The following is a 23,106-nucleotide window of genomic DNA, read 5'->3' as shown; positions in this document are numbered from 1 at the left end:
AAATGCTATTACCACATCAGGTCATCGGGTACGACGAAATCAGCGTATGGGTCATCTTCTGCAAGTGTTTCTTCATCAGAGGTGTTGTTTTCGATGATCGTTTCTTGATCTCGCAGAGCGATTTTGTCAGCAACACCTGCTGGGATAACAGCGTAGCTTTCGCCGTAACGAGCAATCGCAAGAATGCCTTTGATGATTTGCTCACGGACTAAAGATTCAACATAAAGAGATTTAACCAGGGTGCCATCAGTAAAGTTGTATTTGATGTCGCCTTTAAGGTCCAGCTTATTCATTTCAATCAGCTGCTTCACTTGAGCCTTTAGTTCTTTGCTCAATTGCTGCTCTTTACGCTGTTGATTCAGCTCTTTATCGCGCTCTTGTTGTGCAAGTTTATTGGCTTCAACCGCTTCTTTTGCTTCACGCGCTTGAACTCGTGATTTTTTGGCGCCTTTTTTGGCTTTTTTGAGTTTCTTTTCGTTTACTAAGCCTGCTTTTAGCATTTGCTCTTGTAGCGTTAACTTTGCCATGATTTATCCAACTTAATCAAATTGGCGATAGTTTATCGTTTAGGGCAGAGCAAATAAAGCCATTGCAGTGGAATTCAATTCATCATTGGCGATTCGACGCCAACAACAAGGGATAAAGCCACTTCTACTGCCCTTTAATTGGCCCACGAACCAGTAGGCTCACGAACCAGTAAGCGCACTAACCAGTAGGCGCACGGACTTTGGTGGATTTTCCCAAGCCCTTATTTACTTTCAGGCGGCGCAATTAAAGGAAAACTAAGCTTGAATCTGGTTCCTTCTCCCTTAACACTCGTTACCGTAAGTTCACCACCGAGTAACCCGGTCACAATGTTGTAGGAAATATTAAGCCCCAAGCCCGAACCCCCAGCCCCAAGGCGGGTGGTAAAGAAAGGGTCAAAAATCTTGGGTAAGTTCTCCGGTTCAATGCCTTGCCCGTTATCAATCAGTTCAATCATGGCACAGTGCTCATCAACCAGAGAGCAAGTAATGGTGACGAGTTTTATTGTCTGATTATTAAAAGCATGGGTGACAGCATTAGATAGCAGATTCATCATAACTTGTGTTAAAGGCCCAGGATAGCTGTCCATTACGATGGAATCAGACAGCTGTTCGTCTAACTGTATTTGCTCGCGTGATAGCGTTGGCGTCATTGTGATACGCAGTTCATGGAGTATTTCAGCCAAATTGAATTTACGACGTTGATAACTGGTTTGGTCAATGGCGACTTGCTTAAAGCTGGTAATCAATTCCGCTGCCCGTCGGAGATTATGTTCAATGCTGCTTGCTGATTCAGCGCTTTGAGATAGATACTGATCAAGTACCGACTTTCTTAATCCTTCTTTGGTTGATTCGATAAAGTCGTTATTAAAATCTTTGATAGAGCTGGCGACCAACAGCGCATTGCCGATGGGGGTGTTCAATTCGTGGGCTATCCCGGCGACCAGTGATCCAAGGCCAGCCAATTTCTCAGAATGAATGAGTTCATCTTGTGTGGATTTTAAAGTCTTGAGGGCTTCTTGTAATTCAATGGTGCGTTCATTCACTCGCTGCTCTAGTAGCTGTGTTTGTTGTTCAATGGTTGATAAATGCAGCCTGCGGTCCGTTTCTGTTCGGGCGACACTTTCAAACCAATGTCTCCATCGGCTAGGGATGTTTGGAATGGAAATATCCTCGGTCTCAGGGATTTCTTCTACAAATTGGGCGAGCCTCAGCGCTGGCTGACTAAAGTTCCAATGCTGATATAACACAACAAATAACAGCAGGGCTGCAAACAACATACCCATAATGACGTAAGGCAAAATGGCGTTGAGAATATAGCCATCGATATTGGCATCGGGTATTTCTAACACTAGATTCCAGGGAGTATGCTCAAGCGAGTAAGAAACCCAATAGCCGCCATCCACGTCTTGAATTTGTTCCGCAGGGATTTGATGCGCTTCCCCTATGTTGACCAAAGAAAGTACTTCACTTTGAGAAACAGCGTCCGTTTTATCTTTTAAAGCGCCTTGGCTATCTGCGACCACTGTCCCTGTCGCATCAAGCACAACAAACCGGCCGATTTTAGATGGATGACTATTAAGAATCGTATCCAGCACTTTTAAGGTAATATCTGTGCCGACTGCGCCAATGAATGTGTCGGCCTGATAAACAGGGGCCAGCAATGAAATCATCATTCCTTTCCCCCCTGCATCCATATAAGGTGGCGTCCATACCTTGTTTCGTTCCCGATTTTTTTCAGGGCTCACCAGCTGCAACGGAAAAGTCCCGCCAGCTTCATAGATAACGTTGATCGCTTCATCCATGTTGGCCGTGTCCGTGGCAGCGAGGAGATCATTAAAACTCACCCATGGATAAAGCTGAGTCAACTTTTGATGGGCGTCATAGTAGTAACTCCACTGAAATTCTTTGTGTTGTTGGTGGGTGGCCACCACCGTAGGCATCATGGTAAGTAACGTGCGTTTGTCGAAAGAAATATCGCCAGCATCAGAAGCAACAAAAACCTGCCCCACTACTTGTTTCAATTCCGTGGGCAGGGAGTCCCATGGGGAGCCCTCGGGGGATTTCTTTGCCTGTTGTTCTAGGTAGGTTAACGAGGCTTGGCTCGGCATCAAGTCGGGGTGCTCACGCGCCGTTTCAACGGAATATCGCATATGATCAATGTGATCGAGTGACACTGAAATGGTTTGAGATAGTGCTTGTAATGTTTGGACGCCTTGGTGATTTTCTTCATTGAGCACCTGTTGCTTTGTCTGTTCACTCAGATAAAGCGCATTACCCAATGTTAGGCCGATAATCAGCAGAAGACCGCCATAAATCATAGAGCGATAGCGTTGTATCAGGACTTTGGAGCTGACCCTTGTGCTTGAGGTTTTGTCAGCGCGATCGGATGAATTGCTCACGGAATACTCCTGTTTATGGATAGGCGTCCTGCTGATTGACATGAAGGCTGCTTTTGACAAGAAGGCTGCCGATGCCAGGCAGTGTTAGGCTTTACTTTGTTTAAGCTCTGAGATGAGCTCTTCAAGAACCATCGCTTTGGCAAATAACCAGCCTTGACCTTCTTCACAACCAAAGGATTTGAGCTTTTCAAATTGCTCATCGGTTTCAATGCCTTCAGCGGTCACTTCTAGGCCCAATGTTTTTCCAAGATTCACGATCATTTTGGCAATGCTGTCGTCTTCATCCATCGCATCAACAAACGCTCTATCGATTTTTAATCGTGTCGCGGGCAGTTTGTGTAGAACGCTGAGTGAGGAAAAGCCCGTTCCAAAATCGTCTATCGCGACTTTGCAGCCGAGATTTCTTACCTCAGTCAGCACGTTGCAAATGTAGTCAAAATCATTCGCCGCGACGGTTTCAGTGATTTCTAATTCCAATTGCTGTGGTGAAATCCCCGTACTTTCAAGAGAGTATTGAAGCGAAGAAATAAACCCCGAATCTTCAAGTTGAGAGGGTGAAATATTAATAGCCATGCTGATGTCTTCAAAACCAGCCTGATTTAATTGCCTTAATTGCTCACACGATCGCTGCATGACAAAAGCACCGATGGTCAGCATCATTCCCGATTGTTCCGCGAGTGGGATGAACTGATCCGGTGGAATGAGATCACCACTGTCCGTTCGCCAACGCAGCAACGCTTCCATGCCCGTTATCGTTTTGGTTTCAAGGTGGTACTTAGGCTGATACATAAGAAACAGCGCATTTTTGGTCAGCGCCAGCCGCAGTTGGGTCAATAGCTGTATTCTTTCTCGAGCACATTGCCCCATGTCTTGTGAGAAAGTCATTGCTCCGCCACGTTTATGAACTTTCGCTTGCTTGAGTGCGACCTGAGCATCTTTGAATAAGTCGGTGAGCTCGGTGGTGCGCTCTGCAAGTTTGACCAAACCAACACTGGCACTGAGTTTAAAAGGTTGTTCATTGACGATGAATTCATTTTCGAATGTGTCAATGATAAGAGATGAGTTCACTTCCGATTCAAGGCCAATAAGCGCAAATACATCACTGCTGACTCGAGCAAGAAAACATTGAGGGAATCGACTTGTTAACCGATTGATGACTTCTTTGAGTACCGAGTCGCCAAATTGATGACCGAAACTGTCGTTGATGGCTGAAAAATCATCGAGATCAATCAAGGCCAATAGAGAGGTTTCAGAATGATCGATTGGGCTGCACAGATATTTAAGCAGGTAATTAAGATTGGGCACCTTGAGCAAAGGGTCTGTATAGGCCTGTTCTTCAAGTTTGTTGTAGAGAAAGACATTATCAAAACCGACCGAGAGGTTGGCACAAAATACTTCCAGTAAATGTTGGTCAACGCTATTGAGTGGACGGTCAATATCGACGTAGGCGGCTATTCCTCGCCCTCTATCGGTAGAGAAGTAGAGGGTAAGCCCATCATCGACTAGGTTCTTTTTTTGTTGCAAACAATGGGTAAGCAACTGCTTTATTTTAGGCGATTTTAAACTGTCTAAAGGGGCCTGTACCAGGTTACTGTATCGACCTGAAGCCGCGATAACATGAATATTGTCGGCATTATCATGGGAACCGTCTTGAGCACAGATCAATCCATCGGGCTCTATTTGTATCAGTGCGCTTATTTGCTTAACGGCCCCTTCAGCAAACAGTCTCATGCCATGGATATTCGCCATTTTCGTGCTGGCACTGACGACGTTTTCCAACCCCTGTCGCATGACTTTGTGCTGCCTGATTTGCTTGTAAGCACGTATCGCACTGGTCAATATGGTGAAAAGGCGAATTCGAGTTAAGTCAGATTTGGTTCGGTAATCATTGATGTCGTACTTTTTGATGGTTTCCATCTCTGGTGCATAACCGGGTTGTCCGGTACGCAGGACTATACGAACGTCATCTAACATTAAATCATTGCGGATGGTATCGACCAGATCTAATCCAGAATGCTCAGACTCCATAACCACATCCAATAGTACGACACTGATGTCTTCTTCTGCTTTAAGTAGCGTCTCCGCTTCAGCCGCTGAATAAGCGTGCAATAATTCTAACGTTCGATCCTCGATCACTAAGCTGTTTAATGTGAGGTTAGTAGCAACATGGACATCCTCGTCGTCGTCAACCACCAATACGCGCCAGTAATTGGAGTGATCGACCTCTTCAATATCGCCTTGTGTGTCGTCGATAATGGTCAATAACTCATCGTGAGCACTGTTTTCCTTTGGCATCCAATCTCCAGATAAATCTAGCGAGTTAATGTGACAAACTCAGGTCATTATGGGCTAGGCTTTACATTCGCAAGCCCCTTATGGCTGAGTAAGTGACGGTTAATCTTGGTGACTCGTCGTTTACAAACCATGAGTCACCCACCTTAAGTAACCAACGTATTTGAGTATAGAACGGTTTTTAAGGGTGTGCCTGAACTTGGATAAAGAAGTGCTGTAAACCTTATTAAATGTAAGATTTTGTATGGTAATGAGTTTTTGGGGTCGTCTTCGGGTGCGCTATTGCCCGTCACGACTTCTCGGTTTGGGTGAGCGTTGCTGAAATTGTTTGATGCTTTTTTTGTTGTTGGTTCTTCGGTTTGCTTTTTTATCTCTTGGGGCTCGCTTGCTCCCGCTTGACGATGGCGTATCGGTGACTGGAAAATCAGCAAGGGTTTGTGTGGTGAGTGGGCGTTGAGTGCATTGGCGAATGGCGTGTAAGTAGTCAGCTTCTCCATGACACACGAGTGAAACGGCCAGCCCTTGTTGTCCTGCTCTTGCGGTTCGTCCAACTCGATGCACATATGCCATCGGATCGGAAGGGAGTTCGAAATTGATGACGACAGGGAGGTGATCAATGTGAATCCCTCGGGCTAAAAGGTCCGTTGCAATGAGAACTTGTAGGGATTTGTTTTTGAATTGCTCAAGTGTGTATTCACGTTCTTGTTGAGTTTTATTTCCATGCAGTGCTGCACAATGAATCCCCGCTTTCGCGAGTTTTTTTGTCAGCGCATCGGCATTGTCTTTTGCACCAATAAATACCAAAACTTGTTGCCAATCTTCACTGTGTATCTGTTGGATAAGCGCCTTGGCTTTACTGCCTTTGTTCACCAAGAAAAGCCTTTCTTCTATATTGTCAGCAACCTGGTTAGCCAAACTTACCTGGACATAAGAAGGCTGTTTTAATTGAGTGTCAAGGCGCTCTTTGAGCTCATCGGGCAGTGTGGCTGAAAACATCATTGTTTGTCGATTGCTAGGTAGGGCATGGCTGATGGATTGAATATCTGACCAAAAACCCATATCGAGCAAACGATCGGCTTCGTCAAACACGACGCTATGAATACCACTCACATCGAGGTGACGAGTTTGAATCAGATCCAATAAGCGCCCAGGTGTTGCGACGATGATGTGTGGTGACGGTTGCAGTTGCTCTATTTGAATATCTTTTTCGATACCACCACACACTGAGATAATTTTAACGCTCTGGGTTTGCTCCAATTGTGCAATATTGGTGGCCAGCTGTTGTAGCTCTTTCGTTACCTGGGCCGCCAGCTCACGGGTAGGTACGACGATAATAGCGCTGGGTAGTAATACTTTATGAACATCTATCTCGAGTACTTTTTCTATGATGGGTAGGCCGTAGGCCAGTGTTTTCCCACTTCCTGTCTGGGCGATGGCAAGTAAGTCGCCCCCTTTAAGAGCGACAGGAATCGCCTGTGATTGAATGTCAGTCGGTGCACGAAACGAGCTAGGAAGAGCATGAATAAGAGTCGAACTCAAATTTAGGCGAGAAAATGGCATTCACTGTACCCAATAATCGATGTGGAAATTCTGGCCGCAACCTTACCACAGAGCGAATAGGGGGCCTATTGGTTTTCATTTTGCGCTTTTTACAGGAACGATAGTATTTTTAAGCCAGTATTTAGCCCTGAATACTGAGTTCGTAATCTTTAGTCATCAGCACTTAACCACTGGTATTCAACTGATGACATGGCCCGAAAGAGTGAACCGAAAGAGGCGACCTTGTCTGAAAAAATACGCCCAACCGACTGAAAATTGACCAATGAGAGGTCGAAGTCACAAAAATAGTGCCGTTCTAACGGGTATTGCTCTATAATCTTCGGCCTTATTTTTGGTTATGCTGTTTGTGGTCGTAGCCGTCAGATTTTAGGAACACAACAATGTCATTTTCATCTCAGAATTTTGCGCCAGAAATAGTGAAAGCACTGTCGGAGTGCGGCTACGAAAAACTAACACCAGTACAAAAACAAGCTATTCCTCACGCTCGTCGTGGTCACGATATTCTTGCGAACGCACAAACGGGAACGGGTAAAACCGCCGCTTTTTCTTTGCCTATTATTCAGCAATTGCTCGACAAGCCTAAAACAACGAATCGCCATCAAGCGAGAGCGCTTATTCTTGCACCAACACGAGAATTGGTTGCCCAAATCGCGCAAAATATAGAAGACTACATTAAGTACACCTCTCTCTCTGTTGCAGCGGTATACGGTGGGGCGAAAATGTCATCGCAAGTGAAAAGCCTCCAACAAGGTGTTGATGTATTGGTCGCTACACCGGGTCGATTAATTGAGCATTTAGATGACAACAATGTCTCATTGGTGAACTTAGAGTTCTTGGTGTTTGATGAAGCGGATCGCATGCTCGATATGGGCTTCATCTCTTCTATTGAAACCATCATGGGTGGGATCTCAACCAAGCCTCAAACTATGCTCTTTTCAGCGACGTTCTCGCCACAAATGAATAAATTGGCAGGCGAAATTTTGCGTCAACCAAAACGCATCTCTGTCGCCAGAGAGAATGTGACAGCAGAGACCATTGCACATGTTGTTTACCCCGTCGATCAAGAGCGAAAACGTGAAATGCTCTCAGAGCTGATTGGTCGTAAAAACTGGAAACAAGTCTTGGTATTTGTTAACTACAAAGAAACCGCCAATATGCTGCTAAAAGAGTTAAAACTTGATGGCATTAAAGCGGTGTTATGCCATGGTGATAAGGCACAAAGTGCCCGTAGAAGAGCCCTGGAAGAGTTTAAAGAAGGCAAAGCTCGCGTGATGATTGCCACGGATGTTGCAGCGCGTGGCCTAGACATCAAAGACTTGCCTCACGTAGTGAACTTCGATATGCCATTTTTGGCAGAAGATTATGTTCATCGCATTGGCCGCACCGGTCGTGCTGGTCAAAAAGGACACGCTATTTCCTTTGTAAGCCGAGAAGAAGAATTGACACTGCAGCAGGTCGAGTCGCTGATAGGTCATACGATTTATCGAGTCGAGCAAGCGGGCTATGAGCCAAAGAATCGTGATGCGTTGTTGGAGAAAATGCACTCCAAGCCGGCGTTTAAAAATCGCAAAACAAGAACAAACAACCCATCAGATTCCAATCAAGGGTCAGCAGAAAAACGAGCAAGGCTGCGCAAGATGATTGTGAACAAAAACAAGCCAGCAAGCCTTAAGAAATAGCGGTTCTACGTTTCAGACCCTATATTTTAAAGCGTTAAGTTTAAAAGCGTTAAGTTTAAAAGTACCAAGTTTGAAGCGCTAAGTTTGCAAAGCTCAGCGTCAAATGAAAAGCGCCGAAGACAACCATCTTCGGCGTTTTTTTATACTTCTAATAAGGTAATGATTTGAAAAATGAGGTTTACATTGAAAAATTGGGTGTTCAGCCGAGAGAATAGCCCCATCGGTTGTGTAGCGAGAGGAAAAGTTAAGCAACAAATTACCCACTAATTAGAAATAAGTGTCTGCTTGAACTAAATTGAATAGTAAACAAAGCGTGTAGGTACTTATGAGCGTTTCAAATTGGGCTGAACAATATTGCTCTGGCTCGTCAGAGTTGCTGGTGCTGTATCATCCAGAACAAAATTATGTATGCCAAAGCAAAGGGCTATTGAAGACACTTTCGCAAGGCGATTTAGATATCGTGGGGTTTCTTTCAAACCTCACTCCTGAGCAATTAAATTCCCCGGACTTCAGCGGTTTTTCTATGGATCTAGCGGAAGTCACCTGTATCGATGATCTTTATTTTTACCGCTTAAATTTGATCACACCCATATCTTCGAATGAGCCGAATATCCAACCCATTCGCAATAATGAGAACTTGACGTTCAATGAGCAAGCTCGACTTCTGGAGAAAGCACAAAAAGAACTTATTGAGTCTGAGAAACTGGCTTCCTTAGGGGCGTTGGTGGCTGGCGTGACCCATGAAGTCAATACGCCGATTGGGATAGGAGTCACCGCAGCATCGCACTTATTATTGGAAACCAAATCCATTATCGAACGCTATGACAATAAGACGATGAAAAAGTCACAACTGGAAGACTTTTTAGAGGGCACGCTAGAAAGCGGAGAAATCATTCAAGATAATTTGATGAGGGCCAGCGACTTAATTAAGAGCTTCAAGCAAATCGCGGTAGAACAAACCATTGATTCAATATTTGATGTAAATTTGAACGAGATGGTGGCGAACATAAAAAACAGTTTTCACCATAAACTCAAAAATAAGCCAGTCACTTTTGTGAATAATGTTGGCAGTGATCTGGTGTTTAGAACCTGTTCAGGGAAACTGAATCAAATCATGACTAACCTAGTCAATAACTCGCTTATTCATGGTTTTGATAAAGGTAACAAAGGCAGCATTGAAATTAACGCTAAACGTGAAAACGGACACATACACATTTGCTATTTTGATACAGGTAGCGGGGTAGACGACACGATACTAACTCAATTGTTTGACCCTTTCTTTACCACCAAAAGAGAGGAAGGTGGCACCGGGCTTGGCCTGAATATTGTTTACAATATTATCAAGGAACAAAATGGCCAAGTGGAAGTCAGCCACGTAAAGCCGTCAGGCCTTCAATTTAACATCATTCTACCAATCGAGGTGAATCAATGAGCGATGATCTGTTTGATGATGATTTTTTTGCCGATGAAGAAGAAGCACAGGACAAAGAGCCTCAAAAACCCTGGAACGTACTGATTGTCGATGATGATGAAGAGATTCACCGCGTCACCAAGATGGCATTGCGATCATTTGAATTTGAAAATAGACCGTTAAACTTTATCAGTGCGAACTCTGCAAAAGAAGGAAAGAAAGCCTTCCTCAATAATACCGACATCGCGATGGTGCTGCTTGATGTGGTTATGGAAACGGATCATGCGGGGTTAGAGTTAGCAAAATGGATTCGAGATGAGCACGGTGATCTAAATGTTCGAATCGTGTTGCGAACAGGCCAGCCAGGCCAATCGCCAGAGCAGTCAGTGATTAAAGACTATGACATTAATGATTACAAAGCCAAAACGGAATTGACGGCGCAGAAACTCTACACCACAACACTTACTGCTTTGCGAGCCTATCAACACATTATGATTCTCGAGCAAAGTAAGATGGGGATGGAGCAAGTGGTCGTTGCGACCAAAAATGTGATGGATAAATTGGGTTTTGTCGCGTTTTCAAAAGCGGCGCTCGACCAGATTATTACGCTCATTAATGTCAACGACACCATGCTGATTGACTTGACGCCAATGACCAAGGCCCAGGTTTCTGGTACTCAAAATCAAGATGCAAAAAGTAAGGTTGATGTCATTTGTGGAACGGGTTTGTTTCAAAACACGCAGGATAAATACACGTATTTAGAAGAGCTACCGTTTCAGTGTCTTGTCGCTAAGTCTCGACAAAATAATGGATCTGTTTTTGATGGTGAAGAAATTCTTATTTACTGCAAAAGTGACAATCATGCGGTAGCTTTTTACATCGCCACAGGACGAGAATTGGGCCATCTTGACCGGCATCTATTAGAAGTATTTACCGAGAACTTAGTGGTGGGGTTGAAAAATATCGACCTGAATGAGCAAATGAAAAACTCTCAAAGAGAGGTGATTTATCGATTAACCGAAGTGGTAGAAAGCCGTTCGAATGAAACTGGCTATCACGTTAAACGAGTCGCCCGCTATTGTGAATTGTTGGCGCAGTTATACGGCTTGAACGAAGAGCAATGCGAAACCATTCTATTTGCGTCGCCACTGCACGATATTGGCAAAGTAGGCACTCCTGATCGCGTTTTAAACAAACCGGCTAAGTTAAATGCGGAAGAGTGGGCGATCATGCAAACGCATGCTGAAATTGGTCAGCAGATGCTACAGGGGTCTGAACTCGAGCTATTGGATGCGGGTGCAATCATAGCGGGTACGCACCATGAACGCTGGGATGGCAATGGCTACCCTAACGGGTTAAGTGGCGAGGATATCCCCATCTATGGAAGGATTTGTGCGTTGGCAGACATTTTTGATGCGTTGTGTTCCAAGCGTGTTTACAAAGACGCTTGGTCAATTGAAAAGGTATTTGACTACATTGAATCCGAATCGGGGCTGTTTTTTGATCCAAAACTGGTTGAGTTGTTTTTAAATAACAAAGCGCTGTTTTTAAATATAAAAGAAGAGCTTAAAGATCCTGAATGCTAACGCTCGACTATTTTGATTTACCTTCTACCCTTTGATGATAGGTAATGAATAAGAGATGGAATGGTTATTATGACTAAATGGTTGCTGGTTTTACTCACTGTATATTGTTCCGCTCTATTTGCTGCCGAACCCAGCGTATTTCGAGTCTATTTAGATGCCGATAGAACAGGACATATTGAATCGGCGCGATCGATTGAACAGGGGGTTCGTGTCGCGTTTTCGGAAGTTGGCGACCAAATTGGTGGTGTTCCGGTAGAGTTCGTCGTGTTAGACCATCGTGGGAACTCACTTCGTAGTCTAAAAAATATGGAACGCTTTTCCAAAGATCCTAATGGGTTAGCGTATATCTCAGGGATACATTCACCGCCATTGATTAAATATCGTCAGTTTATCAATGAATCGCAGATGCTAACGTTAGTACCTTGGGCTGCTGGTGCGCCCATTACTCGCTACCCATCCCCTGACAATAATTTTGTTTTTCGCCTATCGGTTGATGACTCAAAGGTCGGCAGTATTTTGGTGAAACATGCGTTAGCCAATCAATGTCAGCAACCTCAACTTATGTTAGAGAATACGGCATGGGGAAAATCAAATTATGAAGCCATGAAATCAGCACTGCCCAAAGAACTGAAAGCCAAAGTGCAAGTCACTTGGTTTAATTGGGGGATTTCTGATATTGACGCAAGAATCAAAATTCGCGAATCCATCGACACGAATGCCGATTGTCTATTATTAGTCAGTAACGCTCGGGAAGGTCGGTTGATTGTTCAAGGGGTGAGTGACCTTGAATTGAACACGCCGGTCTATAGCCATTGGGGTATTACCGGGGGAGATTTCGCACAGAGAGTCTCTTTAGAAACAAGAGAAAATGCACAGCTTAATTTCGTTCAGTCTTGTTTCAATTTTTATAGCCAACAGAATAATCGCTTCCAGCAAGATGTCTTCAACCGGGCTCAGGCTTTGTATCCCAACGATTATGCCACACGCAATATCGCAGCGCCTGCAGGCTTCGTGCACAGTTATGATTTGGCGAAGATTTTCCTTCAAGCGGCAGACAATACGGTATTAACCCACGATGCAAAATTGAATCAAAGGAAACTGAAGGAGTCGTTGGAATCATTGGCAGTACCCGTCCAAGGTTTGATTAAAAAATACAACCAACCGTTTAGAGTCTTTAGCTCGCAAGACCTCGATGCGCATGAAGCGTTAGGTGCTGATGATTTGTGCATGGCTAAATATGATGAAAACAATGCGGTGAAATTAATTAGCGGTGAAAATAATTAGCGGTGAAAATAATTAACTGATTAATGATATTTACAATGGAATGTTGGAGTAAAACGAGACGCCTATGATTGAGCGTAAAAAGAATAAAGTCGATAAAAGCACATTTAAGTTCGACAAGAAAAATGGAATGCACCTCTTTTCGGTTTTTATCCTGTTGGGTGCTTGCGTTTTTTCAATGGTCAGTTTGTTTTTTGTCCAAAAGCAGGCAGAAGATACGGCTCGCTTAATTGTAGAAGAAAGTAACGCGGGGCGATTCTCTACGATTGAGAATTACACCAAGGAGTTCCTAAATTCCCATCAACAGACCCTCACAAAAATGGTGGAGCACCCGCTCGTTCGAGCTTCAACATTACAAGGTGTGGCGGATAAAATAGCGTTTGAAGATCAAATCGCTAAACTCAAAGTCACAGAGGTAAGCAGTTATTTTAGTGTCTATGATTTCATCGGTAATGAAATCTATAGCGAATCGATATTACCGGAAAATGTCGCCAATTATATTAAATCTGGCGTCAGGGATGAAAGTTTACTAACTTCCGTATCCTATTCTTTTTTCAAGAAAAATAGTGTTCGATATATAATGCTCTCTGCGCCTATTCTTTATAATGGGCTTGCTGAGGGGCTAGGTGTTTATATTTCAACCGTCGATGAAAATAGGCTGCGTTTAGGGCTGAGTGATGATGGTAACTATTGGGTTGGCATTACCCAAGATCGCTTAGGTTGGAAAATGATCGCTCCCACAGGCTGGGAAACACAAACCTCTGAGATCCCAGAAAAAGCGCTCTCTGTCTCTTTTGCCTTGTCTCCTTCACTTTTTAGTCATGCACAGCAGTCACTGTTTAACAGTTTGTTTGTCGGTTTATTGGTCGCTACAACAGTGGCGTTTTCCGCATTGTTTTTTCTTGGTCGCCGAGTTCTGGTTTCCCCTTATCAGCAGTTGTATCGTTCAGAGCAAGAATTGATCGTTTATTCAGAAGCATTGAAACGTAAAGAAGAAGAATCGGCGCTCCTCGCGAGGGTGGCGAAGCATATGCGAGATGCCGTGATCTTCACTGACACAGAGACCAAGATCACTTGGGTGAATGATGCTTTCGAGAAAATGACAGGTTATGCGTTTGAAGAGGCAGTCGGAAAAAGGCCAGGAGAGTTGCTACAGGGAGAAGACACTGATCGTGAAACGACGCTGAAGATTCGAAAGGCGATCCAGAATCGCGAGTCTGCTTTTTTCGAAGTTATCAATTACACCAAGCAAGGAAAACTGTACTGGGTTGAAGTTGCCTTAACGCCTCTTTACAACAAAGCAGGAGAGTTAGAAAGTTTTATGGGGGTTGAAAGAGACGTAACACAACGGGTTGATTTGGAAACGTCACTCAGGCAAAAAGTGTTGGAAGCGGAAGCTGCGAATATCGCTAAGTCGCAATTTTTAGCGGCCATGAGCCACGAGTTACGAACGCCAATGAATGGTGTGTTAGGAATGGGCGAGTTATTAAAGTCAACCCAGTTGTCGGTTACTCAGCAAGGGCATGTTGATACTCTCTTACAGTCAGGCTCGCACATGATCTCCGTCCTCAACGATATTCTTGATTACTCTAAAATTGAAGCGGGAAAACTCGATATATCGTCCCACAACTTTTCGTTGATGAGTGCAGTGGATAAAGTTGTCCATATGTATGAACCTCTTTGTCGCGAGAAAGGATTGAACTTCGTTCAACAGACGCCTAGCCATAATGATGAGATTATGATTTGCAGTGATGAAAAGCGCCTTGTTCAGATATTGCAAAACTTGCTCGGGAACGCGTATAAGTTCACTTTGAAAGGAGACATCAAGTTCGAGCTGAAGATTGTCGATAATGGGGTAAACAATAAAACCTTGTCGATTGCAGTAACGGATACGGGTATTGGTATTGCAAAAGAAAAACTGGGTGACGTGTTTGAAGCTTTCGTTCAAGCGGACAGTAACAGCACTCGAAACTTTGGCGGTACAGGCCTTGGGCTAGCGATATGTAAAGAAATTGCCCACGAAATGGGGGGACATATCCATGTTGACAGTGAATTAGGTATAGGCAGTCGGTTTAGTGTCGACTTACCGGTTACGCTTGTGCAGAGCGAAGGGCATGTCTACATGGTCGAGACCCCTATGTTCACCGGCAGTGGATTATCGGCACTCATTGTTGAAGACAATAGAGTGAATACCATCTTGCTCTCTAAGTTGCTAGAGTTACGAGGGTTTGAATACGATACCGCGGAAAATGGTCAGATAGCGGTTGAAAAAACCAAGGCAGGTCACTTTGATTGTCTCTTTATGGACAACCACATGCCGGTCATGGATGGCATTGAATCGACCACTGTGATTAAAAACCTGAAGCTGGACAAAGAACCTGTGGTTTTCGGTTGTACTGCGGATGTATTTGAAGAAACCAGGCTAGAAATGCTGGCAGCAGGCTGCGTAGAGGTTTTGACTAAACCAATAAGCTTGGAGAAGTTAGATGAGGCTCTTCATCATTGGTTGAAGCCCAACCGCATACCAAGCAGCTCGTCTAAAGTTAGCTGAATAGTCGATGCTCTGAATAGGCTAGCCGTGCAAGTCCGTTAGCCGAGTCAGTGAAGCTAGGTTTGAGTGTGCCCACAATCAATCAAACAGAGGGAAGATCCTGTTTTAGCTCGAGTAGAAGCAGGTAAGCACTTTCGCCTGACATTTGATAAGGGTTAAACTCATCAGTACTCGAAAATTGCAGTGTGAGAAGCGCCGATAGATATGAAGGAGGTACATGGCCCATCGACCAGTCTCCAAATTCTCTACAATTGACTTCTTTGAAGTAAATAATGGTTACATTGCTATGCCTACTGTCTTTTTGAATTCGACGGTAAGTTTTGTTTACTTCCTCTCTGGATCCTTCTAAGCATTGCAGAAAGTACTTTTTGTTGAAACTAAGCAGCCCAGTGAGATGGCTTGATTGATTGTTTCTGCGCGACGCATTGAGAATATTGTCCATATCCGCAGAGTCGCAATGATCGGAAATGGTACTAACGTAAATTAATCGGCATAAAATCATAGAGCATTCTCTGTTTTACACATATCTCTATTAAATATAAGCGATAGTATGGGAAATGCGAGCAAGCCCTGCTGATTTATACCGTTCATTACCGGTATTTATTGACGATTTTTGTTGGTAAAAAGCACGCTGTATAGATTTTTTAACACCCGCTTCACATTGAATTTATAAATCCTTATCGACATTTTGCGCAATTGAAGCGATCTTAGCGTCCTTCAAAGCCAGAGCTCGTGACTGAACTGGCGAAGTGGGTAATTTCAGTGGTATTAATAAGGACATTCAAACATGGATAATGAACATTCTCTTCGAGAGAATCTCTTAGCGTTGATTCTGGGCAGTGCGCTAGTGTCACTCGGGGTGATATTTTTTAATCAGGTCGGTCTATTGACCGGTGGTACGGCTGGGCTGTCTATTTTTATCACCAAGATCTCGGATTACTCTTTTGGCCAAGTCTTTTTCGTTCTCAATCTGCCGTTTTACATTTTGTCGGTGACGCGAATGGGCTGGCGTTTTTCTATTAATACTTTTGTTGCGGTGAGTATTGTTTCGTTTGCTGTTGATCATTTGTACCATGTGATTCAGATCGCTCATATTCAGCCGTTGTACGCGGCTCTGCTGGGCGGTGGATTGATTGGAATGGGCATGCTTGTCATCTTTCGACATAAAATGAGCTTAGGTGGTTTCAATATCCTGGCGCTCTACTTACAAGAACGCTTTGGCATTCGAGCGGGCAAGGTTCAAATGGGTCTTGATTGCTCGATTGTGGTGATGTCGCTGTTTATTGTGAATGTTGAGCTGATATTGCTTTCAATCGTAGGTGCTATTGCGACGAACTTGATTTTGGCGATGAATCATAAGCCTGGCCGTTATCAGGCTGTGGTGAACAGTACGCCTTAGTCTTTAAGGTAACGTTTTTAAGATAAAAAAGTGGTCTAGATAAAATCTAGACCACTTTTTTGGTAAATATTGCCATTGTAAACCTTGTCATCACAAACTGTACAATCACAACACCCTGTCGTTTTATTCTATTGTATTTTCTTTCCTGAACGCTGTTGCTCTTTTAGCGCCAACTTTGCTTTTTTGCGTTGTTCAATCAAATGAGCAGCTTCACCACCAACATGGGTTTCACCACGTAAGTTAGATAATTGAACTTGCTTTTCACGTTCACGGAAGCGTGCTTTTTGCTCATCACTGTGTTTGTCGACACACTTAGGGCAGCTCACGCCTTTTTCGAAATGCATCGATTCTTTGTCTTCATTAGTGATGGGTAAGCGACAAGCGTTACAAACATCGTAACCACTTTTTTCTAGTTGATGATTGACGGCAACGCGCCCGTCGAACACGTAGCAGTCACCTTCCCATAGGCTTTCTTCTTCTGGTACATCTTCCAAATACTTGAGAATGCCGCCTTCCAGGTGGTAAACCTCTTCAAATCCTTGCTCTTTCATGTAAGCGGTTGATTTTTCACAGCGGATGCCACCAGTACAGAACATGGCCACTTTTTTGTGTTTGGCTGGGTCTAAATTGTCGGCAACGTATTGTGGGAATTCACGGAATGTTTCAGTGTTTGGATTGACGGCATTTTTGAATGTACCAATGTCCACTTCGTAGTCGTTACGCGTATCCACTAGTAACACGTCTGGATCGGAAATGAGTGCATTCCAATCGCTTGGTTTCACATACGTACCGACCACATTAAGAGGGTCGATGCCTTCTACGCCCATGGTGACGATTTCTTTTTTCAGCTTTACTTTTGTGCGGTTGAAAGGCTGTTCTTCATTAAACGATTCTTTGTAAACAACATCGGCTAGGCGAGTATCTTGCTTGAACCATTCAAGTAATGCATTGATGGATTCACGTTTACCAGCAACTGTGCCATTAATTCCTTCACTTGCTAGTAACAAGGTACCTCTAATTTTATTGGCTTCAAGGAGTTCGGTGAGCGGTTGGCGAATTTCTTGGTAATCGTTTAGCGTGACAAACTTATAGAGTGCGCATACAACATATTGAGACATGGTTTTTCCTTCTGCGAGCTGGAACGTAAATCCAGTGCGTGCCTTCTAGGCGTATTAAAATCACGCGAAGTATAACCAAGCATAGGTAAGACAAAAACCCACATAAAATAGGGCTATTCACCTTTTTCAGTGTGGGAGTCGTGGGGGGAATCAAAAATGCTCGGACTGCATCGCTTTGTTTAGGGGCTCTTTAGGGACTCATTTAAGTTTAAGAAGCTTGGTTTAGCAGCTTAGCTTAGAAGCTTGGTTTAGCAGCTTGGTTTAGAAGCTTTAGTGAGAACTCTTACTTACCCCAGTGGTGTTTATTTGGGTCATTGCGGGCGATCCAGTCAGGCTCTTCACGGGCTTTGAGGTATAACTGCAACCCATTGTACGATGCAAACGCCGTGACCCCGCCTAAATGCTCAAACTCATCAAAGAACGCGTCTTCTTGTTCACACAAGTCAGAAAGGTTCTCTACACCGTTTTCTATGGCCCATCTTACTGCAAACGCTGGTGCGCTGGTGCCAGACACAGAAACGTCTGTTATTGAGTCTTGCTCTTGATGTTCTAACGTTAACGCTTCGTGTTTTTCTGTTTCCTGCTGGTGAATGTCATCAATGATCTGGGTCCGTTGAGAGTGGGAAGGGCGTCTATTTAACTTGGCTATTTGGAGCGCATAATCAAACCGTTCAGGCGTCAGAATGTGAACCAGTTCAGTGATCAAATCTTTGTCGATTCCTGTGGCTTCAACGAAGTAGTCGATGCATGCACTGAGAGAGGAGTAGTGAGTGCCGTTAAACTCGAAATAGCTTGTGTCGTCATCACAATCGATAGGAAGTTCGTCGACGCAGACGGGCCACCCTTGGAAAGAGACTCGCTGTTTGGCAATGTTATACATTTCCCAGGCACTTCGGCCAAAACCACCTAATATCGCACCTGAGAAATCGCTATCAATCAGCTCTTGTTCCGTCCAGTTTTCCCCAATTCCCAAGTGCTTAGTGTACTTAGAGATAAGCGCCTGTTTGATATGAGCGCGTAATGCCCAAATTGAGGTTAAATGGTTAGGATAGCGAATAGAATGACATTCACTGCACGCGGGTATTGCCAGCGAAGGGTGCGTCACATATTGACGAGATAGCTCGTTGCTAGGAAAATCTAGGCAATCAGAAGAGGGCTCACCACAAAACCAGCAGGTGTAACGCAGGTTGAAGGGAATATCGATGACAGTATACGAATTTAGTGGCGGTTCAATGGGCATATTTTTGAGCTACGGTTTTGACGGGCTAGGGCGAAACTAGTCAACCAATGAGTGAAATTTTATATAGGGGGGATAGTATCAGGAAGTTGAGCATGGCTCCAAGTACACGAATCGATCTTGCTAATAATTAAGATAGGAATTTTAAAACTTGAGGAGACGGAAAGCGAGCGCTCAAGAAGAGGGAGATGCTCTGCCGACTGTTTAACCTGGTGACGATTTGTCTTTTATCACCAGGTATAAGTACGAGGTTTTAATCTTTAAACTGAAGCTCTAATCTCAAGCTCCATGCTCAGGTACAAAAGCAAAGGCTCCCATATTCTCTCGTGCCTAGGGCGTGTTACAGCGATGGAGAATTTAGGAATTCATGCAATTGCTTTTCCGTCGGTAGGGCCGTCATTGCACCTTTTGCGGTTGTTGCTAAGGCTCCACATGCATTGGCCTGAGTAATAATAGTGACTAAGTTATCCCATTGTTGCCAATCATCTGTTGATGAAAGCCCAGCTAACAAACCGCCAACAAACGCGTCTCCTGCACCGGTGGTATCGATTGGAACCACAGGCTGACCTTTAACCAATTGCTGAGTGTTGTCCAAAATGATGAGTGCGCCGTCTTTTCCTTGGGTAATGATGGTCAGTGGGATGGTGTAATGATGTTTTAGCCAGGCAATGGCAGATTCGGTATCGCTCTTTTCGGTTAAATAGTACAGTTCATCGTCTGAAAATTTAGCAACATCCGCCAAAGCAATCGCTTCTAAAACGACCGGTTTCATTTCATTCAGGTCCGTCCATACATCGTCACGTAAATTGGGGTCGAACGAAACATAACCGCCCGCGGATTTTATCGCTTTCATGGCATTTAAGGTGGTTGAACGTGATGGTTCATTAGCCAGTGCAATTGAGCAAACATGAAGCCACTCCCCGTGGTTGAAGGAAGGGATGTCAGAGGGTTCTAAAAATTGGTCAGCACTGGGAAGAACCATAAAGGTAAAACTGCGTTCTCCATCATCATCGAGATCGACGAGCACGGTCGACGTTCGATGCTTTTCATCCAGTAGCATGCTTTGGGTATCCACGGTTTCATTGGTCAATACCTGTTTCATGAATTTACCTAGTGGATCACAACCAACACGGCCGATGAAAGCAGCGTTGCCCCCAAGTCGAGCAATACCCACCGCAACATTCGCAGGGGCCCCACCAGGACATTTCAAATAGCTATTATCTCCATCTGGAATGAGATCAACAACGGCGTCTCCAGTGACCCATACTTTAGCCATGTTATTTACCTTTTCGTGTATTTATATTTTTAATTGTCAAGTGAAGTGCCAAGTGCAAAAGCCCTACTCGTTACTGTGTGAAGCTTGGCTGCAACACAGAGTCTTTAAGTAGGGCGGTTAGCCAGTCGATAATCTATTAAGCGGTTTTTGCTGCCAATCTATTTTGTTTAGCGTGATAGCGCTTACCAAGCAAAATCGTGATAGAGAATGCAACGGCAAAAGATATCGCCATACCAACAACATAGATGCCGACTTTATCTGGAGTAATCGAGATAATGCCAGGAAGTCCAGCGGCCCCAAGTGCTTGTGCTTTTACTTTGAAAAGGCTAATAAAGGCACTCGCTACGGCAGCTCCGATAATGGCCGCGATAAATGGGTAACGCAATTTTAAGTTGACGCCAAACATTGCTGGCTCGGTAATGCCAAGTAAAGCGGTCACGCCAGAGGGCATTGCAACGCCTTTCATTTTGTTGTCTTTAGTTGTAAGACCCACCGCGAGCGCTGATGCGCCTTGGGCAACATTTGACATAGCAGCGATAGGGAATATAAAACTGCCTCCTGTTACGATGATGTTCGTCAACAGCTGGGTTTCTATCGCAATGAAGCTATGGTGCATACCGGTGATAACAAAGGGTGCGTAAATAAACCCGAATAACGCGCCGCCAACAAAGCCTGCTGAGTCATATAACCAAGTCAGCCCGTCACCTAATAGGAAACCTAAATCACGTGTAAATGGCCCAACGAGCGTAAAGGTGATCACACCGGTAATGAAAATCGCCAGCATTGGGGTTAATAAATTGTCCAATACGGATGGGATGACTTTACGTAAATTTTGCTCTACTTTCGCCAATATGAAGGCGGAAACTAAAACGGGTAATACAGATCCTTGATAGCCTACTTTTTGAATTTCAAATCCTAGAATATTCCATGTAGGAATGTCACCGGTTATCGATGCACCGCCGAATCCCCAGCCGTTTAGTAAGTCTGGATGAACCATCAACATACCTAGGGCTGCGCCCAGATACGGGTTACCACCAAATTGTTTCGATGCTGAAAACGCTAATAAAACGGGAAGGTACACAAAAGGGGCGTTTGCAAAGGTATTAATCATGGCAGCAAGATCGGCTAAACCAGGATTAGCATCAATAATAGATTGTCCTTCAATGAACAAGCCATTTGCGGTTAAAAGATTAAATACCCCCATTAAAAGGCCGCCAGCGACAATAGCTGGGATAATCGGGACAAAAATATCAGAAAGCCCCTTTACTGCGCGTTGAACAATATTTTGTTTATCAGCACCTGCAGAGGCGACATCTTTCGTCGACATTTCTGTGATGTTTGTTAGCTTCGCCATCTCAGCATAGACTTGGTTAACGATGCCTGAACCAAAAATAATTTGGTACTGACCGGCAACTTTAAATTGCCCTTTGACTCCCTCTAATGCGTCGATTTTCTTTTCATCAACCAGTGAATCATCTTTCAGTGCCAAGCGTAGGCGAGTAGCACAGTGCGCAAGAGCTTGTATATTTTCTTTACCACCTAAGGCGGAAAGCAATGTTGTAGCAACAGCGGGGTAGTTCATATCCTGCTCCAAGTTTGTAGGGTTTAATTTTTTGGGAACGTTTGCAGTTTAAATATTGAGATAATTCGATAAATAGTCAAAACATTAAGACCAATAGTGTGAAAACGATCATGTTAATTCTAATATGATCGTTTTTTATGAGAGTGTTATCGGTGATATGCTCTTTCTATGACAGTTTTTTCGCAAACCATCCCAAAAAAGGAACGAGAATGGCTAGCTTGCATGATGTAGCAAAACTCGCAGGCGTCTCTAAATCGACGGTTTCCAGAGTTATTAATAATGAGTACGGTGTTAAAAAAACCACAAAAATTAGAGTAGAAAAAGCGGTACAAGAGTGTGGTTATGTCGTTAACCAGGTAGCGAAAGATCTAAAGTCCCAAAAAACAAACTTGGTCGGAGTTATTGTGCCTCGTATGGCTTCAAATGCCACAGCACAAGGGGTTGATGGTCTGAGCGCTGTTTTTGAACGCAATAATAAACATGTATTGCTCGCCAATAGCCAGCGAGAGCATCGAAAAGAAGTCGAGTTTATTCACCTGTTTAACCAGAAACGAGTGGAAGGTATTTTGCTGTATGCGACTCACTTGGATGACGATATTATCAATGCGATTGCTCAATCGCGAGCTCCTGTGGTCTTAGTGGGACAAGATGGCTCGATGCATAATATCCCCAGCGTTGTTCATGATGATTTTAGAGTGGGCTTTGAAGCTGGGACTCGGTTAATGAAAGCGGGTTGCCAGCGTGTCGGGTTTATTGGTGTAGATAATAATGATATTGCTGTTGATGGCTTACGTTCTCAAGGGTTAGCTCAAGCGTTAGAGCGGGATGGTAAGTCTGTAGAGTGCCATTATCATGGCGACTTTTCCATCGAGTCGGGTTATCTGCAGATGCGCCGTATGTTAAATGAGCATTCTACTGTTGATGGCGTTTTTGCGGCGACCGATCGCATGGCTTTGGGCGCGATTAAAGCAATTCAAGAGCACAATAAAACGGTGGGTAAAGAGATTAAAATATTAGGTGTGGGTAATGATGAGCTGGCAAAAATAGCCACCCCAGGCCTGTCGACGTTTAATTATACTTTTGATTATGCAGGAGAAAGTGCAGCCAGTCTCTTGCTGGAGTTGATTGAAGAAAAGAAGAATATCATGAGCAAGTTGGTATTAGGGTTTCAATTCGTAGAGCGTGAAACTTGCTAGTGATTGTTTGTC

The 23,106-nt window shown here is 44.0% G+C and carries 16 protein-coding genes; 7 read left to right on the top strand and 9 right to left on the bottom strand.

The features are described 5' to 3' along the window. Nucleotides 1-8: 8 nt before the first annotated feature. The 4 genes from QF117_RS15045 to QF117_RS15030 form a co-directional block, all read right to left on the bottom strand. Nucleotides 9-527 (bottom strand): DUF2058 domain-containing protein, encoded by a 519-nt coding sequence (locus QF117_RS15045; RefSeq protein ID WP_282386539.1) that lies wholly within the window; start codon nucleotides 525-527, stop codon nucleotides 9-11. 221 nt (nucleotides 528-748) lie between these two features. After that, nucleotides 749-2,926, bottom strand: a complete 2,178-nt coding sequence (locus QF117_RS15040) for an ATP-binding protein (protein ID WP_282386535.1) — start codon at nucleotides 2,924-2,926, stop codon at nucleotides 749-751. 84 nt (nucleotides 2,927-3,010) lie between these two features. Further along, complete coding sequence (locus QF117_RS15035; protein ID WP_282386533.1) at nucleotides 3,011-5,221, bottom strand: EAL domain-containing protein; 2,211 nt, start codon at nucleotides 5,219-5,221, stop codon at nucleotides 3,011-3,013. Nucleotides 5,222-5,497: 276 nt separating this feature from the next. After that, nucleotides 5,498-6,778, bottom strand: coding sequence for a DEAD/DEAH box helicase (locus QF117_RS15030; protein ID WP_282386532.1), 1,281 nt, complete (start codon nucleotides 6,776-6,778; stop codon nucleotides 5,498-5,500). 380 nt (nucleotides 6,779-7,158) lie between these two features. Between QF117_RS15030 and QF117_RS15025 the strand changes: the two genes are divergently transcribed. The 5 genes from QF117_RS15025 to QF117_RS15005 all read left to right on the top strand — a co-directional run bounded on the left by QF117_RS15025 (nucleotide 7,159) and on the right by QF117_RS15005 (nucleotide 15,286). Then, on the top strand, nucleotides 7,159-8,457 hold the full coding sequence (locus tag QF117_RS15025; protein ID WP_282386531.1) for a DEAD/DEAH box helicase: 1,299 nt from the start codon (nucleotides 7,159-7,161) through the stop codon (nucleotides 8,455-8,457). Nucleotides 8,458-8,782: 325 nt separating this feature from the next. Next, complete coding sequence (locus QF117_RS15020) at nucleotides 8,783-9,889, top strand: HAMP domain-containing sensor histidine kinase (RefSeq protein WP_282386530.1); 1,107 nt, start codon at nucleotides 8,783-8,785, stop codon at nucleotides 9,887-9,889. Then, nucleotides 9,886-11,454, top strand: coding sequence for a response regulator (locus QF117_RS15015; RefSeq protein WP_282386529.1), 1,569 nt, complete (start codon nucleotides 9,886-9,888; stop codon nucleotides 11,452-11,454). The genes QF117_RS15020 and QF117_RS15015 overlap by 4 nt, the downstream gene beginning before the upstream one ends. Before the next feature lie 69 nt (nucleotides 11,455-11,523). Continuing rightward, on the top strand, nucleotides 11,524-12,738 hold the full coding sequence (locus QF117_RS15010; protein WP_282386528.1) for an ABC transporter substrate-binding protein: 1,215 nt from the start codon (nucleotides 11,524-11,526) through the stop codon (nucleotides 12,736-12,738). A gap of 64 nt (nucleotides 12,739-12,802) precedes the next feature. Continuing rightward, nucleotides 12,803-15,286: an ATP-binding protein gene (locus tag QF117_RS15005; protein WP_282386526.1), complete on the top strand. Its 2,484-nt coding sequence runs from the start codon at nucleotides 12,803-12,805 to the stop codon at nucleotides 15,284-15,286. Nucleotides 15,287-15,368: 82 nt separating this feature from the next. Here the strand turns inward: QF117_RS15005 and QF117_RS15000 are convergent, their stop codons facing one another. Continuing rightward, a complete protein-coding gene (locus tag QF117_RS15000) occupies nucleotides 15,369-15,788 on the bottom strand; it encodes a BLUF domain-containing protein (protein ID WP_282386525.1) in 420 nt (139 codons plus the stop codon). A gap of 285 nt (nucleotides 15,789-16,073) precedes the next feature. Here QF117_RS15000 and QF117_RS14995 point away from each other — a divergent pair, with 285 nt between their 5' ends. Beyond that, complete coding sequence (locus QF117_RS14995) at nucleotides 16,074-16,685, top strand: YitT family protein (protein WP_017034559.1); 612 nt, start codon at nucleotides 16,074-16,076, stop codon at nucleotides 16,683-16,685. 128 nt (nucleotides 16,686-16,813) lie between these two features. Here the strand turns inward: QF117_RS14995 and QF117_RS14990 are convergent, their stop codons facing one another. From QF117_RS14990 to QF117_RS14975, 4 genes are all read right to left on the bottom strand, one after another. Continuing rightward, nucleotides 16,814-17,803, bottom strand: a complete 990-nt coding sequence (locus QF117_RS14990; protein WP_282386522.1) for a rhodanese-related sulfurtransferase — start codon at nucleotides 17,801-17,803, stop codon at nucleotides 16,814-16,816. A 283-nt stretch (nucleotides 17,804-18,086) separates the two neighbouring features. After that, nucleotides 18,087-19,043, bottom strand: coding sequence for a hypothetical protein (locus QF117_RS14985; protein WP_282386520.1), 957 nt, complete (start codon nucleotides 19,041-19,043; stop codon nucleotides 18,087-18,089). 337 nt (nucleotides 19,044-19,380) lie between these two features. Further along, nucleotides 19,381-20,316: an aminoimidazole riboside kinase gene (locus tag QF117_RS14980; protein ID WP_282386517.1), complete on the bottom strand. Its 936-nt coding sequence runs from the start codon at nucleotides 20,314-20,316 to the stop codon at nucleotides 19,381-19,383. Between the two features lie 136 nt (nucleotides 20,317-20,452). Further along, entirely contained in the window at nucleotides 20,453-21,898 is a 1,446-nt protein-coding gene (locus tag QF117_RS14975; protein ID WP_282386515.1) for a sucrose-specific PTS transporter subunit IIBC, read from the bottom strand. Nucleotides 21,899-22,107: 209 nt separating this feature from the next. Between QF117_RS14975 and QF117_RS14970 the strand changes: the two genes are divergently transcribed. Continuing rightward, nucleotides 22,108-23,094, top strand: coding sequence for a LacI family DNA-binding transcriptional regulator (locus QF117_RS14970; protein ID WP_282386513.1), 987 nt, complete (start codon nucleotides 22,108-22,110; stop codon nucleotides 23,092-23,094). Nucleotides 23,095-23,106: the final 12 nt, after the last annotated feature.

This window comes from Vibrio sp. YMD68, assembly GCF_029958905.1.
GTDB lineage: Bacteria > Pseudomonadota > Gammaproteobacteria > Enterobacterales > Vibrionaceae > Vibrio.
This window is presented reverse-complemented; position numbering and strand designations above follow the sequence as displayed.

Excerpts from the sequence above, each read along its gene's own strand:
- QF117_RS15045 (WP_282386539.1), bottom strand. The coding sequence starts at position 527 with ATGGCAAAGTTAACGCTACAAGAGCAAATGCTAAAAGCAGGCTTAGTA.
- QF117_RS15035 (WP_282386533.1), bottom strand. The coding sequence starts at position 5,221 with ATGCCAAAGGAAAACAGTGCTCACGATGAGTTATTGACCATTATCGAC.
- QF117_RS15030 (WP_282386532.1), bottom strand. The coding sequence starts at position 6,778 with ATGCCATTTTCTCGCCTAAATTTGAGTTCGACTCTTATTCATGCTCTT.
- QF117_RS15025 (WP_282386531.1), top strand. The coding sequence starts at position 7,159 with ATGTCATTTTCATCTCAGAATTTTGCGCCAGAAATAGTGAAAGCACTG.
- QF117_RS15020 (WP_282386530.1), top strand. The coding sequence starts at position 8,783 with ATGAGCGTTTCAAATTGGGCTGAACAATATTGCTCTGGCTCGTCAGAG.
- QF117_RS15015 (WP_282386529.1), top strand. The coding sequence starts at position 9,886 with ATGAGCGATGATCTGTTTGATGATGATTTTTTTGCCGATGAAGAAGAA.
- QF117_RS15010 (WP_282386528.1), top strand. The coding sequence starts at position 11,524 with ATGACTAAATGGTTGCTGGTTTTACTCACTGTATATTGTTCCGCTCTA.
- QF117_RS15005 (WP_282386526.1), top strand. The coding sequence starts at position 12,803 with ATGATTGAGCGTAAAAAGAATAAAGTCGATAAAAGCACATTTAAGTTC.
- QF117_RS15000 (WP_282386525.1), bottom strand. The coding sequence starts at position 15,788 with ATGATTTTATGCCGATTAATTTACGTTAGTACCATTTCCGATCATTGC.
- QF117_RS14995 (WP_017034559.1), top strand. The coding sequence starts at position 16,074 with ATGGATAATGAACATTCTCTTCGAGAGAATCTCTTAGCGTTGATTCTG.
- QF117_RS14990 (WP_282386522.1), bottom strand. The coding sequence starts at position 17,803 with ATGTCTCAATATGTTGTATGCGCACTCTATAAGTTTGTCACGCTAAAC.
- QF117_RS14985 (WP_282386520.1), bottom strand. The coding sequence starts at position 19,043 with ATGCCCATTGAACCGCCACTAAATTCGTATACTGTCATCGATATTCCC.
- QF117_RS14980 (WP_282386517.1), bottom strand. The coding sequence starts at position 20,316 with ATGGCTAAAGTATGGGTCACTGGAGACGCCGTTGTTGATCTCATTCCA.
- QF117_RS14975 (WP_282386515.1), bottom strand. The coding sequence starts at position 21,898 with ATGAACTACCCCGCTGTTGCTACAACATTGCTTTCCGCCTTAGGTGGT.
- QF117_RS14970 (WP_282386513.1), top strand. The coding sequence starts at position 22,108 with ATGGCTAGCTTGCATGATGTAGCAAAACTCGCAGGCGTCTCTAAATCG.